Annotated in this window: 13 protein-coding genes; all 13 read right to left on the reverse strand. The window is 73.7% G+C overall.

Annotation, left to right across the window (positions count from 1 at the left end):
• Window positions 1-34 precede the first annotated feature (34 nt).
• Window positions 35-778, reverse strand: a complete 744-nt coding sequence (locus ACH4SE_RS22740; protein ID WP_398545245.1) for an amino acid ABC transporter ATP-binding protein — start codon at window positions 776-778, stop codon at window positions 35-37.
• A 9-nt stretch (window positions 779-787) separates the two neighbouring features.
• Window positions 788-1,039 carry a TfoX/Sxy family DNA transformation protein gene (locus tag ACH4SE_RS22745; protein ID WP_031515493.1) on the reverse strand — a complete coding sequence of 84 codons (252 nt, stop codon included), beginning with the start codon at window positions 1,037-1,039 and terminating at the stop codon, window positions 788-790.
• Between the two features lie 193 nt (window positions 1,040-1,232).
• Window positions 1,233-1,928, reverse strand: a complete 696-nt coding sequence (locus ACH4SE_RS22750; protein ID WP_398545246.1) for an MBL fold metallo-hydrolase — start codon at window positions 1,926-1,928, stop codon at window positions 1,233-1,235.
• A gap of 82 nt (window positions 1,929-2,010) precedes the next feature.
• Complete coding sequence (locus tag ACH4SE_RS22755; RefSeq protein ID WP_398545247.1) at window positions 2,011-2,793, reverse strand: exodeoxyribonuclease III; 783 nt, start codon at window positions 2,791-2,793, stop codon at window positions 2,011-2,013.
• A 36-nt stretch (window positions 2,794-2,829) separates the two neighbouring features.
• On the reverse strand, window positions 2,830-3,462 hold the full coding sequence (locus ACH4SE_RS22760; protein WP_398545248.1) for an MBL fold metallo-hydrolase: 633 nt from the start codon (window positions 3,460-3,462) through the stop codon (window positions 2,830-2,832).
• Window positions 3,463-3,576: 114 nt separating this feature from the next.
• On the reverse strand, window positions 3,577-4,821 hold the full coding sequence (locus tag ACH4SE_RS22765; protein ID WP_398545269.1) for an alpha/beta fold hydrolase: 1,245 nt from the start codon (window positions 4,819-4,821) through the stop codon (window positions 3,577-3,579).
• 124 nt (window positions 4,822-4,945) lie between these two features.
• On the reverse strand, window positions 4,946-5,668 hold the full coding sequence (locus ACH4SE_RS22770) for a hypothetical protein (RefSeq protein ID WP_398545249.1): 723 nt from the start codon (window positions 5,666-5,668) through the stop codon (window positions 4,946-4,948).
• Window positions 5,665-6,804, reverse strand: a complete 1,140-nt coding sequence (locus ACH4SE_RS22775; RefSeq protein ID WP_398545250.1) for an ROK family glucokinase — start codon at window positions 6,802-6,804, stop codon at window positions 5,665-5,667. The genes ACH4SE_RS22770 and ACH4SE_RS22775 overlap by 4 nt, the downstream gene beginning before the upstream one ends.
• Complete coding sequence (locus ACH4SE_RS22780; protein ID WP_398545251.1) at window positions 6,801-7,649, reverse strand: ATP-binding cassette domain-containing protein; 849 nt, start codon at window positions 7,647-7,649, stop codon at window positions 6,801-6,803. Before ACH4SE_RS22780 ends, ACH4SE_RS22775 begins: the two co-directional genes overlap by 4 nt.
• Entirely contained in the window at window positions 7,646-8,683 is a 1,038-nt protein-coding gene (locus tag ACH4SE_RS22785) for an ABC transporter permease (protein WP_398545252.1), read from the reverse strand. The genes ACH4SE_RS22780 and ACH4SE_RS22785 overlap by 4 nt, the downstream gene beginning before the upstream one ends.
• Before the next feature lie 82 nt (window positions 8,684-8,765).
• Window positions 8,766-9,773: a substrate-binding domain-containing protein gene (locus ACH4SE_RS22790; RefSeq protein WP_398545270.1), complete on the reverse strand. Its 1,008-nt coding sequence runs from the start codon at window positions 9,771-9,773 to the stop codon at window positions 8,766-8,768.
• 264 nt (window positions 9,774-10,037) lie between these two features.
• The gene (locus ACH4SE_RS22795) at window positions 10,038-11,480 is read right to left on the reverse strand and encodes a hypothetical protein (RefSeq protein WP_398545253.1); all 1,443 of its coding nucleotides are present in this window, start codon (window positions 11,478-11,480) and stop codon (window positions 10,038-10,040) included.
• A gap of 136 nt (window positions 11,481-11,616) precedes the next feature.
• A complete protein-coding gene (locus ACH4SE_RS22800; RefSeq protein WP_398545254.1) occupies window positions 11,617-12,180 on the reverse strand; it encodes a cysteine hydrolase family protein in 564 nt (187 codons plus the stop codon).
• Between the last annotated feature and the right edge of the window lie 132 nt (window positions 12,181-12,312).

The following is a 12,312-nucleotide window of genomic DNA, read 5'->3' on the forward strand; positions in this document are numbered from 1 at the left end:
GCGGATCGGCGGCGAGGGGCGGTGAGGAGGCGGGTCAGTGGTGGAGGATCTTGGACAGGAAGTCGCGGGCGCGGTCGCTGCGCGGGTCGGTGAAGAACTCCTCCGGCACCCGGTCCTCGACGATCCGCCCGTCGGCCATGAAGACCACGCGGTCCGCGGCCGACCGGGCGAAGCCCATCTCGTGGGTGACGACCACCATCGTCATGCCCTCCTCGGCGAGCTGCTGCATGACCTCCAGCACCTCGTTGATCATCTCCGGGTCGAGCGCGGAGGTGGGCTCGTCGAAGAGCATCGCCTTGGGCTCCATCGCGAGCGCCCGGGCGATCGCGACGCGCTGCTGCTGCCCGCCCGACAGCTGGGCGGGCAGCTTGTCGGCGTGCGCCAGCAGGCCGACACGGTCGAGGAGTTCGCGCCCGCGGCGCACCGCGTCGGCCTTGGCGCGGCGGCGCACCTTGAGCGGTGCGAGCGTCACGTTGTCCAGCACGGTGCGGTGGGCGAAGAGGTTGAAGGACTGGAAGACCATGCCGACGTCGGCCCGCAGCCGGGCCAGCGCGCGGCCCTCGGCGGGCAGCGGGCTGCCGTCGACGGTGATGGTGCCGGACTGCACCGGCTCCAGTCGGTTGATCGCCCGGCACAGCGTGGACTTGCCCGAGCCGGAGGGGCCGATGACCACCACGACCTCGCCGCGCGCCACCGTCAGGTCGATGTCCTTGAGCACATGGAGCTGCCCGAAGTGCTTGTTGACGCCGTCGAGGACGATCAGCGGCTCTGCCGGCATACCGCGGGATCAGCCGAGCACGCGGTGGACGAGCGTGTCGCGCTCGGTCTGCGGGATCGCGGTCCAGCGCATCCCGCGCAATGCGCCTTCCAGGGCCAGCAGGGTGTGGGTGCAGGCGTCTTCGGGCAGTTCCGGGCGGATCTTCTCGAAGGCCCGTCCGGAGCCCAGCCGGCGCAGTTCGCCCGCGTCGTCGACGCCCGCGCGGCGCAGGCGTTCGGCGAGCACCGCCCCGATGTTCGGCAGCTGCTGTAGGGAGTCCACGTGGTGCCTCCGGTTGCACGGCTGTGAGGTGGGTGTGGAGGAGGGTCGGATCAGGGAACGTGTGCCGCCATCATGCACATATGCCGTGCCGCAGCCGGTCGATCACGCCCTTGACACGCCCTGCCCGTCCCCCGCCACGCCGTGCGGGCCACCGTTTCGAGTGACATGGCGGGCACCGGGTGGACGCGCGACGTCAGCCGTGCGCCTCCGGGGCGAGGGCCGCGCGCAGCGCCTCGCAGCCGCCGGAGAGGAGGGGGTCGCCGTGGCCGAAGCAGACCACGCCGGCGTCGAGCGCGGCCAGCCGCCGGTAGGAGGCGAGGGCGCGGTCGGGGTCGGTGTGGAAGACGCCGGGCATGGTGCGGCCGACGTTGGCGGCGGTGTCGCCGGTGAACAGCACGCCGGGACCGGGCAGGTGGACGGCGATGCTGCCGTCGGTGTGGCCCGGGGTCCACACCACCTCGGCGCCGCCGCCGAAGTCCAGCGTGTCGCCGTCCTCCAGCTCGCGGTCCACGGTGACCGGCGGGGCGGGCGGCAGCGCCGGCACGCTCGCGCGGATCGGCACCTCCCAGTCGCGCAGGACCGGGGGCGGGCCGGCGACGGCGCCGCTGACCACCGGCGCTTCCAGGCGGTGGGCGAGGACGGCGGCGCCGGTCATCGCGCGCAGGGCCGCGGCGCCGCCGGTGTGGTCCTCGTGGAAGTGGGTGAGGACGATCTGCCGGATGTCGCCGGGATCGCGCCCCAGTTCCCGTACGGCCCCGGCGATGTCGTCGGCGCAGCCCGCGGCGCCGCTGTCGACGAGCGTCAACGCGTCGTCGTCGGACCACAGATAGGCGGAGCCCACGGGGAAGCTCAGCATGTGCAGGGTCGGCAGCAGCTCGATGATCTCCATGCCGCGACCGTAGCCACCCCGCCGCGCCGCCCGGCAGCCCTTTCGCCGAGAGCGCACGGCCGGTGCGGGCCCGCCCCGCGGCTCAGACGTCGAGGTCCACCACGACCGGGGCGTGGTCGGACGCGCCCTTGCCCTTGCGCTCCTCGCGGTCGACGTACGCGTCCGAGACGGCCTTGGCGAAGGACGCGTTGCCGTAGACCAGGTCGATGCGCATGCCGCGGTTCTTCGGGAAGCACAGCTGGCGGTAGTCCCAGTACGTGTACGGGTGGTCGTACTTGAGCGGGCGCGGCACCACGTCGCTCAGGCCGGTGCCGCGCAGGGCGGCGAGCGCCTCGCGCTCGGGGGCGGTGACGTGGGTCTGGCCCTCGAAGACGGAGGTGTCCCAGACGTCCTCGTCGGTGGGCGCCACGTTGTAGTCGCCGAGCACCGCGAAGGGCAGGTCGGCCGCGGCGTCGCCCGCCACGGCCGCGCGCAGCGCCTCGAACCACTGGAGCTTGTACGCGTAGTGCGCGTGGCCGATCTCCCGCCCGTTGGGCACGTAGACCGACCACACGCGGACGGCGCCGCCGCACGTCGCCGACACCGCGCGGGGCTCCTGCACCCCGTCGTAGGCGGGTCCGCCGGGCAGGCCCCTGACCACGTCGGCCAGGCCCACCCGGGAGATGACCGCCACCCCGTTCCACCGCCCGTCGGCGTTGACGGCCGCCTCGTACCCCAGCTCGCGCAGCTCGTCGTAGGGGAACTGCTCGTCGGTGCACTTGGTCTCCTGGACGCACAGGACGTCCGTGCCGCTGCTCTCCAGCCAGCCGAGCAGGCGCGGCAGGCGGGCGGTGATCGAGTTGATGTTCCAGGTCGCGATGCGCATGTCCCCCAACCTAGCGGCTGGGTCCGACAGCCGGTCTCAGGCGCCGGTGTCCTCGCCCGGGGTCAGCCGCACGTGCTCGGCACCGCTCAGGTTGCCGAGCTGGGTGTCGTAGATGGGCCGGGCCAGGTCGGTGAGCAGCGCGTCGTGCACGTCGATCGTGCGGCGCGGCGCGACCTCGCGGACGTAGTCGATCACTTCGGAGATCTTGTTCCAGGGCGCCATGACCGGCAGCAGCAGCGTGTCCACCGGGTGCCCGGGGACGGTGAGGGCGTCGCCGGGGTGGAAGACCGCGCCGTCCACGAGGTAGCCGACGTTGGTGATGCGCGGGATGTCCGGGTGGATCACGGCGTGCAGCTCGCCGTGCACCTGGACGTCGAACCCGGCGACGGTGAAGGTGTCGCCGTGGCCGACGGTGTGCACGCGCCCGGGGAAGGCGCCGGAGAGCTGGTCGGCGACGGCGGCGAGCGTCCACAGCTCGGCGGCCGGGTTGGCCTCCAGCGCGGCGCGCAGCTTCGCGGGGTCGAAGTGGTCGGGGTGCTCGTGGGTGACGAGGATGACGTCGGCCCCCGCCGCGGAGTCCTCCTCGCTGAAGGCGCCGGGGTCGACGACGAGCGTCTGCCCGTCCTTGACCAGCCGGACGCAGGCATGCCGGTTCTTGGTGAGCTTCACGGGCTTCCCATCCTTGCCAGGACGCGTCGGTGGGACCTGCCGGTCCCTGGGGGTTCCCCGCCCGTCAGGGCGGGGGTCGTACGGCGGGCCCGCGCGGCGCCCGCCCGCGCGGGCCTACGGGTGCCCGCCGGTCTCCTGCTCGACGACCGTGCGGGCCGCGCTGATCGCGGCCCGGGCCGCGGGCAGCCCGCAGTAGACGGAGGCGTGCACGAGCACCTCCTCGATCTCGGCGGGGCTCAGCCCGATCCGCAGCGCGCCGCGGACGTGGTCGGCCAGCTCGCCGAGCTGGCCGGTCGCCGTCAGCGCGGTGAGCGTGACGCACGCCCGGGTGCGGCGGTCCAGGCCCGGCCGGGCCCATATCTCGCCCCATGCGTAGCGGGTGGCGAAGGCGTCGAAGCCGCTGCCGAAAGCGTCCGGGGCGGCGGGCGGCCGGTCGGTGGCGGCGCTCTCGCCGATGACCTCGCCGCGCATGCGCATACCCGCCGCGAGCTGGTCGGGGGCCTGGGCCGTCACCCGGGGGCCGGGCACCGGCGGGACGGGCGGCGGGGGCTGGGGCAGCGCGGCGCCCGGGTCCTGCCAGGCGGTGGCGAAGTGCGTCGCGAGCAGCTCGCCGACCGCGCCGGGCTCCTCGACGGGGGCGAGGTGGCCGGTGGCGGGGACGACGGCGAGCCGGGCGTCGGGGATGCCGGCGATGAGCGCGCGGGCGTCGGCGGGCGGCGTCTCGGTGTCGTCGGCGCCGGCCACCACCAGGGTCGGCACGCTGATGCTGCCGAGCGCGTCGCGGATGTCGAAGGCGGCGAGCGCCTCGCACGCGGCGACGTAGCAGGCCTGGTCGGTGGTGGCGACCATCTGCACGGCCCATTCGGTGATCGCCGGCTGGGTGGCGAGGAAGGCCTCGGTGAACCAGCGCTGGAGGTTGGCCTGCGCGGTGCGCTCCAGGCCGTTGGCGCGCACCACGACGCCGCGCTGCCGCCAGGTGTCGGCGGTGCCGAAGCGCGGCGAGGCCGACACCAGGGCCAGGGCCGCGACCCGGTCGGGACGCAGCAGGGCCAGCCGGGCGCCGATGGCGGCGCCGAGCGCGCAGCCCGCGTAGCCGAAGGTGTCGATGCCCTCGTCGTCGAGCACCGCGAGCAGCCGCCGTGCCAGGTCGTCCACGGACGACGCGGGCTCGGCGGGCGCGCCGCCGTGGCCGGGCAGCTCGTAGCGCAGCACCCGCCAGGTGGCGCTGAGCACCGGCAGCTGCCGGTCCCACATGTGCCAGGTGGCACCGAGGGCGGGCCCGAGGACGAGCACCGGTCCGCTCTCGGGGCCGTCGAAGCGGTACTGCAACGGCGGGGCGTCCTCGTACAGGTCGTCCATCTCGTCGTCCGCGGGCAGGGAAGCGGCCGGCATGGCGCCGGCCGTGTCGGCTGCCGCGCCCGCGGGCGCCTCGGTCGTCAGCTCGCTCATCGCTTCACGCTACCTACTCCGCCGCGCGCCGGAATCACCCGCCCCCGAAGCCGTGCTGGAAGTTGACGGTGGACACCACGTAGACCTTGGGCGCGTCGGCGTCCGTGAGGTCGACGGTGATGTCGTGGTCGGGCTTGTCGCCGACCTGGTGGGTGGACATCCCGGCCCAGTAGTGCCCCGGTACGTGGAAGTTCCAGCCGACGCGGGCGGCCTCCTTGTCGCCGATGGACACCTTGCCGTCGTGCAGGGCGGCGCGGCTGGTTCCCAGCTGGGCCAGGAAGGTGTCCAGGCCGCCCGCGGTGGTGGTGAACTGGCAGAAGAACCGGCTGGTGTCCCAGGAGTTGGTCTCCAGGTAGCCGTCGTGCACGGTCCCGTCGGGGATCGGCACCTGGTAGATGCGGCGCTGCAGCTCGCTGGGGACCACCCAGGTCAGGTGGCGGGCGGCGGCCTGCTTCTGGGAGTCGGCGCCCGCGCCGCGGCTCTGCGCGGCGGAGATGAGGACGTAGCCGAGCGGCACCAGGATCAGCAGCGGGACGACCGTCCAGCGCACCCAGCGGGGGATCTCGCGCAGCGGCAGCGCGGTGCTGCCGGAGCCGCCCGGCCCGCCCCGGCCGCCAGAACCGCCGTCGCCGGAGCCGCCGGGCCCGCCGTCGTCCCGGCCGCCGCCGGAGCCGTCCGGGGCGCCGCCGCCGGGCGCCGGGTCGCGGCGCGGCGGCGGGGCCTCGCGCTCGGGGACGCGTTCGGGGGTCGTGGTCACTGCTCGGCCTCCTGGCGGCCGTAGATCCGCTCGTAGCGCTCGACACGGCGGCGGTTGGTGCGGCGGAAGCGGCGGGCGACCAGCCGGGCGAGGTCGGCGGCGCCGACCATACCGGCCTCCGGGCCCAGCTCGGCCTTGGCGATCCGTGCCTCGGGGCGGTAGCCGCGGCCGGTCAGGGTACGCCGGAAGGCGTCCCTCGCAGGGGTGATGAGCAGGTCGTCCGCGGCGCTGACACCGCCGCCGATGACGAAGCAGGACGGGTCGAGCGCGGCCGCGAGGTTGGCGATGCCGACGCCCAGCCACTGGCCGATGTCCTGGAAGAGCTCGACGCACATCGGGTCGCCCGCCCGGGCCAGCTCGGTGATCAGCGGGCCGGTGATGTCGCCCACGGCGCCGCCGACCCGGTCGATGATCCCGTAGGCGACCGGCGAGTCCGCGGCGGCCAGCTCGCGGGCCTCGCGGACCAGGGCGTTGCCGGAGCTGTACTGCTCCCAGCAGCCGCGGTTGCCGCACGGGCAGCGGTGCCCGCCGGGCACCACCTGCATGTGCCCGAACTCCCCCGCGACCCCGAAGCGGCCCCGCTTGACCTGGCCGTTCTCCAGGATCGCGCCGCCGATACCGGTGCCCAGCGTGATCATGACGAGATCGGCCTCGCCGCGCCCGGCGCCGAAGCGCCACTCGGCCCAGGCGGCGGCGTTGGCGTCGTTGTCGACCATGACCGGGACGAGCAGCCGGTCGGCGAGCCGGTCGCGCAGCGGCTCGTCGCGCCACGACAGGTGCGGTGCGAAGAGGATGCGCGAGCGGTCGGCGTCGACCCAGCCGGCCGCGCCGATGCCGACCGCGTGCACGTCGTGCCGCTCGGACAGGTCCAGCACCAGCTCGACGATGGTGTCCTCGACGACCTTGGGGCTCTTGGACTTGTCGGGCGTCTCGGTGCGCACCTGCTCCAGGATGGTGCCGTCGGCGTCGACGACACCGGCCATCACCTTGGTGCCGCCGATGTCGATGCCGACGGTCGGCACCCGCGGCGCGCTCAGGTGGCTGCGCCGCTCGCGGCGCTCGGCGCCGCTGACATTGCGCCACACGGTCGATCTGGCGGCGCTGCCGCGGTACACACGTTCACGGTTGGCACTCACGCGTCGGTCTCCGGGTCGGTGGCGTCCACCGGCTCAGGGGCCGCCGGTGCACGGCTCAGCTCATGCGTCAGCTCGTCCAGCTCACTGCCCCCGGCCATCTCGCGGGTCAGCGCGTCCAGGGTAGTCGCCCGCTTGAGGTGGCTGCCGGACATCGCGCCGCGCTTGAGCAGGACGAAGCGGTCTCCGACCAGGTAGGCGTGGTGCGGATTGTGCGTGATGAGCACCACGCCGAGGCCCGCGTCGCGCGCGGCGGCCACGTAGCGCAGCACCATCCCGGACTGCTTGACGCCGAGCGCGGCGGTCGGCTCGTCCAGCACCAGCACCTTCGCCCCGAAGTGCACCGCGCGGGCGATGGCCACGCACTGCCGTTCGCCGCCGGACAGGGTGCCGATGGGCTGGTCGACGTCCCGCAGGTCGATGCCGAAGCGCAGCAGCGCCGCGCGGGTGGTGGCGCGCATCGCGGCGGCGTCCAGCCGGCGCAGCGGGCCGCGGCCCCTGGTGGGCTCGGAGCCGAGGAAGAAGTTCCGCCACACGGGCATCAGCGGCACCACGGCGAGGTCCTGGTAGACGGTCGCGATGCCGCGGTCCAGTGCCTGCCGCGGCGAGGTGTGCCGGACGGGCTCGCCCTCGATCTCGTAGCTGCCGGAGTCGTGCGGGTGCAGCCCGGCGATGATCTTGATGAGGGTGGACTTGCCGGCTCCGTTGTCGCCCAGGACGCAGGTGATCTCACCGGCGTGCACCTCCAGGGAGACGTCGCGCAGCGCGCGCACGCTCCCGTACGACTTGGAGACGCCCGTGAGCGACACCAGCGGGGCGCTGCCGCCGTCCTTCGTGAGGGTGGTCATGCGCTGGCCTCCGCCCGCCTGCGGACCCAGGCGTTGAGCAGGGTGGCGAGCAGCAGCATCGCCCCGAGGAAGAACTTGAACCAGTCCGGGTTCCACTGCGCGTAGACGATGCCCTTGCTCGTCATGCCGAAGATGAAGGCGCCGACCGCGGAGCCCACGGCGCTGCCGTAGCCGCCGGTCATCAGGCAGCCGCCGATCACGGCCGCGATGATGTACAGGAACTCGTTGCCGACCCCCTCGCCGGACTGCACCACGTCGAACGAGAACAGCAGGTGCTGGCCGGAGATCCAGGCGCAGAAGGCGACGGCCATGTAGAGGCCGACCTTGGTGCGCGCCACCGGCACGCCGACCGCGCGGGCCGCGTCGGCGTTGCCGCCGGCGGCGAAGATCCAGTTCCCGGCGCGGGTGCGCAGCAGCACCCAGGTGGCGACGGCGACTAGGGCGAGCCACCACAGGATCGTCACCTGGAGGTCGACGTCACCGACGGTCCAGTGCGAGGCGAAGACGTCCTGCGCGGCCGGGAAGCCCTCCATGTCGCCGATCGACTTGGTGGCCACGGTGCCGCTGATCAGCTTGGTCAGACCCAGGTTCAGGCCGGTGAGCATGAGGAAGGTGCCCAGCGTGATGATGAAGCTGGGCAGCTTGGTGCGCACCAGCATGATCCCGTTGAAGGCCCCCAGGGCGAGCGTCACCAGCAGCGAGACGCCTATGCCGACCCACGTGTTGGCGGTCATCTGGTAGCTGAACATCGACGAGATCAGCGCGGAGCTGGTGACCATCACACCGGCCGACAGGTCGAACTCGCCGCCGATCATCAGCAGCGCAACCGGCACCGCCATGATGCCGATCGTCGAGGACGCGTAGAGCACGGTGCCCAGGCTCGACCAGCGCAGGAAGGGGTCGGCGGCCACCGCGAAGAAGACGAAGACGGCCACGGCCCCGACGACCGCGCCCAGCTCCGGCCGCCCCAGCAGCCGTCCCGCCACCGACCGCGGCGCCAGCCGCTCGTCCGGGGCGAGCGCGAGGTCGCTCATCCTTCCTCCTTCGCCTGTCCACCCGCTCGGCGAGACCGCGCGAGGGTCGTCGTCCGCTGCCCGGCGGCCCCGCGTGCGGCGCTCATCGGGTCCCCCGCCTGGCGTACGCCAGGAGCGCGTCCGCGTCGTCCTTGGTGACGATCTGGGGGCCGGTGAGGACCGGCCGGCCGCCGCCGAGGGTGTCGTTGTTGTAGCGGTGGAGCCACAGCAGGTCGATCGCCTCGTAGCCCTGGAGGTAGGGCTGCTGGTCGACGGCGAAGCCGATGGTGCCGCTCTTGAGCGAGGCCGCGACCTGCGCGTTGAGGTCGAAGGTGTCGATCTCCGCCTTCGAGCCGGCCTGCTGCCTGGCCTTGGCCGCGGTGTCGGCGAAGGGCGCGCCGAGCGTCACCACGGAGTCGATGCTCCCGTCGGACTGCAGCTTGGCCTGGATCGCCGAGAGCACGTCGGGCATGTTGGTGCCGTTGACGTACAGGTTGTCCATCGTTCCGTGGAAGGTGGACTTCGCGCCCGCGCAGCGCTGCTCCAGGCCCACGTTGCCCTGCTCGTGCAGGACGCACAGCGCGTGCTTCTTCCCGCGGCCGTTGAGCGCGTCGCCGACGGCGTTGCCCGCGACCGTCTCGTCCTGGCCGATGTGGGTGAGGGCGCCGAACTGCTCGGACTCCGCCGCCCCGGAGTTGATCGTGATCACCGGGATGCCGGCCTTGACCGCCTTGGCGACGGCCGCCTTCATCGCGTCGGGCTTGGCGAGCGTGACGACCAGCCCGTCGACGTGCTGGTCGATCGCGGCCTGCACCAGCTGGGCCTGCTGGTCGCCCTGGTCGCTGCTGGAGTAGACGAACTTGATGTTGTCCTTGGCGGCGGCCTGCTTCGCCCCGCTCTGCACGATGTCCCAGAACGTGTCGCCCGCCCCCGAGTGGGTGACCATGGCGAAGGTCCAGTGCGGGGTGTTCACCGCCGAGCCGTTCGCCGCCAGCTTCTCGGCCCGGTCCTCCGCGCGCTTGCCGCCGGTGCTGCTGCACCCGGCCAGGCCCGCCGCTCCGAGCACCACCGCGAGGAGTGCGCCCAGCGCTTTCGTTCCTGCCCTTGCCATCGCCACGAGGCCCTGCCTTTCCCTGCTGTCCGTGATGCAGCCGTGGTGGAAGTGCTGCCCATCGTCTTGAGCGACGACCATCCCGGCGGCCCCAGTATCCGTCAAGGGGTACGGCGACCCCGCCTCCGGGAGGCGGTAGCGGGCCCCGGGCCTGCGGGATACGGCTCAGCCAGGGGCCGGCAGCCGGAATTCGAAGGCGCCGGCGCGCGACGCGGTTCACCCGGCCGCCGTGGCGCCCGCGGCCGGCGTACGGCGGGCAGGACCTCAGCGCGGCGTCAGCCGCAGGAGCGCGGCGGCTCCCGGCGCGAGGGCGAGGGCGACGGTGCCGCCGTCGAGGGGGGCGTACGACGCGGTCGAGGGGTCGAAGCGGGCCGCGGCGTACGCGGGCCGCACGACGAGCCGGGCGGCGGCCGCCGCGGAGAAGGAGCGGTTGGCGACGAGCACCCAGCGGGTCTCCGCGTCGCCCGGGGAGGGGGCGGCGAAGACGCCGAGCACGACGGGGTCCCCGCCGACCCCGGCGATCCGCGTGTCCGGCGCGAAGGCGGTCGCCCCCGCGGGGAGCGGCACGTCGTTGGCGTGGCTGACGGACTCCGAGACGAGCGGCAGGAGTTCCCGGCCGACCGGCCGCAGCCACCCCACGTTCAGCTGTTTGGCCGCCGCGTGGAGCGGGGTGCGTTCGCCGCTCACGGTGACGAGGCCCTGCGCGGCCGCGAAGCCGTCCCCGCGGCTGGGGTCGGGGGTCCAGTACGTGAAGTACTGGATCCCCTTCGCCCCGTACGCGAGGCTCGTGTTGACCTGCCAGGCCAGTTCCGCGGGCGTCGGCAGCCGGTGCCCGGCGTACTGCAGGGACTGGATGAACGTCCACGTGGGAATGCCCGCGCGCAGCCCCGCCGCGCGTACGAGCGCCCAGTTCTGGTGGTAGCCCGGGTCCTCCGCGCCGCCGGAGAGCATCGGGTAGCGGTCGAAGGACAGCACGGAGGGCGCGATCGTGTCGAGCGCCTCCTGCAGGTAGCGGGTGTAGGTGGGGACGTCCATGGGGGCCGTGCCCCACGGCCCGTACGGCTGGCCGAGGCGGCGGAGGTTGAGGTAGGGCAGGCTGCCGGGGGCCACCGCGCGGGCGGTGGCGGTGAGGGAGCCCAGGGTCGCGAAGCGGTTGGCGGCGGGCTCGTCGGCGAGGGTGAGGCCCGCGAAGGCGGGCTGGTCCTGGTAGGCGCCGAAGAGGGCGCGCAGCGAGACCTCCGCGTCACCGGCGGTGATCTTCGGGTGGTAGCCGGTGGGGTCGTCCTCGGCCCAGAAGTCGGCGGTGAGGGAGGCGAGCAGCGGGTCGCCGGCGACGAGCACTTTCAGGCCCGCCTGCCGGGCGACGTCGAGGCCGTAGCGGATACCCGTCCGGTCCCACAGGTAGTTGCCGTTGTGCACGAAGGTGAAGCCCGCGTCGGCGATCTCCTGGTAGCGCTCGACGGTGACGTGCGTGGGCGGCGGCGGCCAGAAGACGCCGATGGGGAAGTCGGGCCCGCCGACGAGCGGCAGGCTCGCGGTGGGCGGCACGTCCCGGCGCCGACGGGGCGCCTGCGCGCGGGCCTCGTCACCGGCGGCGCCCACGGCGAGCATGCCCGCGCCGGGGAGGGCCGCGGCCGCCCCGGCCGCGAGCAGCATCCGCCGGCGGCTCAGCGCCGCTCGCGGCGATGCGTCGTGCTGCTCTGCCACGGCACCCTCCACCTGGGCGTTCGACGTCTTTGGGGTGAAGTGTGCCGTACACCCCCCGGGGTTCCGGGTGCGGTGCGGCCCGCGCCACGCCGTCGGGTCGCGGCGCGGTCACGGTCCGTTCCGGCCGGGCGCGGCGCTAGGCGGCCTTCTCCGCGAAGTCGACCTCGGCGGCGGCGAGCGCGAGGGCCTCCCGGCCGGGCGCCTGCTGGAATTTCCAGTAGAGGTTGGTGTGGGCGACGACCTGCGCGGGCGGCGGGGCGCCGAAGGACGTGAGGTCCTCGGTGGTGTGCGCGTCCGTGACCAAGGTCACGTCGTAGCCGCGGACGAGGGCGCCGTGCAGCGTGGAGCGGATGCACATGTCGGTCTGCGCGCCGGTCACGACGACGCGGCCGACACCCCGGGCGGCGAGCACGGACTCCAGCTCCGTCTCCTCGAAGGAGTCGCCGTAGGCCTTCTGCACCAGCGGCTCGGACTCGCGGCGCACCAGCTCCGGTACGTAGTCCCACGCCTCGGTGCCCGCCACCAGCTCCGCGTCGTTGTGCTGCACCCACACCACCTCCGTGCCGGCGGCCCGGGCCCGCTCGACGAGCGAGGCGATGGCCGCGACGACCGCGTCACGGTCGTGGGCCGCGCTCATCGTGCCGTTCTGCACGTCGATCACGAGCAGGGCGGTCCTCGGGCGGTTCTCCAGCGTGGTCATGGCGCCTCCTGGCGTGCGGACGTCCTCGTCACGTCCGACCCTAGGGCGTGTCCGCAAAGTCCCGCCTGGCACACGGCGCCTGGCACGCACGCTCGCTACGTTGTCGGGCTCGTCCGAGTAGGCCCACTACGA

The organism is Streptomyces sp. NPDC020983, assembly GCF_044333485.1.
In the GTDB taxonomy this organism is placed as follows: domain Bacteria; phylum Actinomycetota; class Actinomycetes; order Streptomycetales; family Streptomycetaceae; genus Actinacidiphila.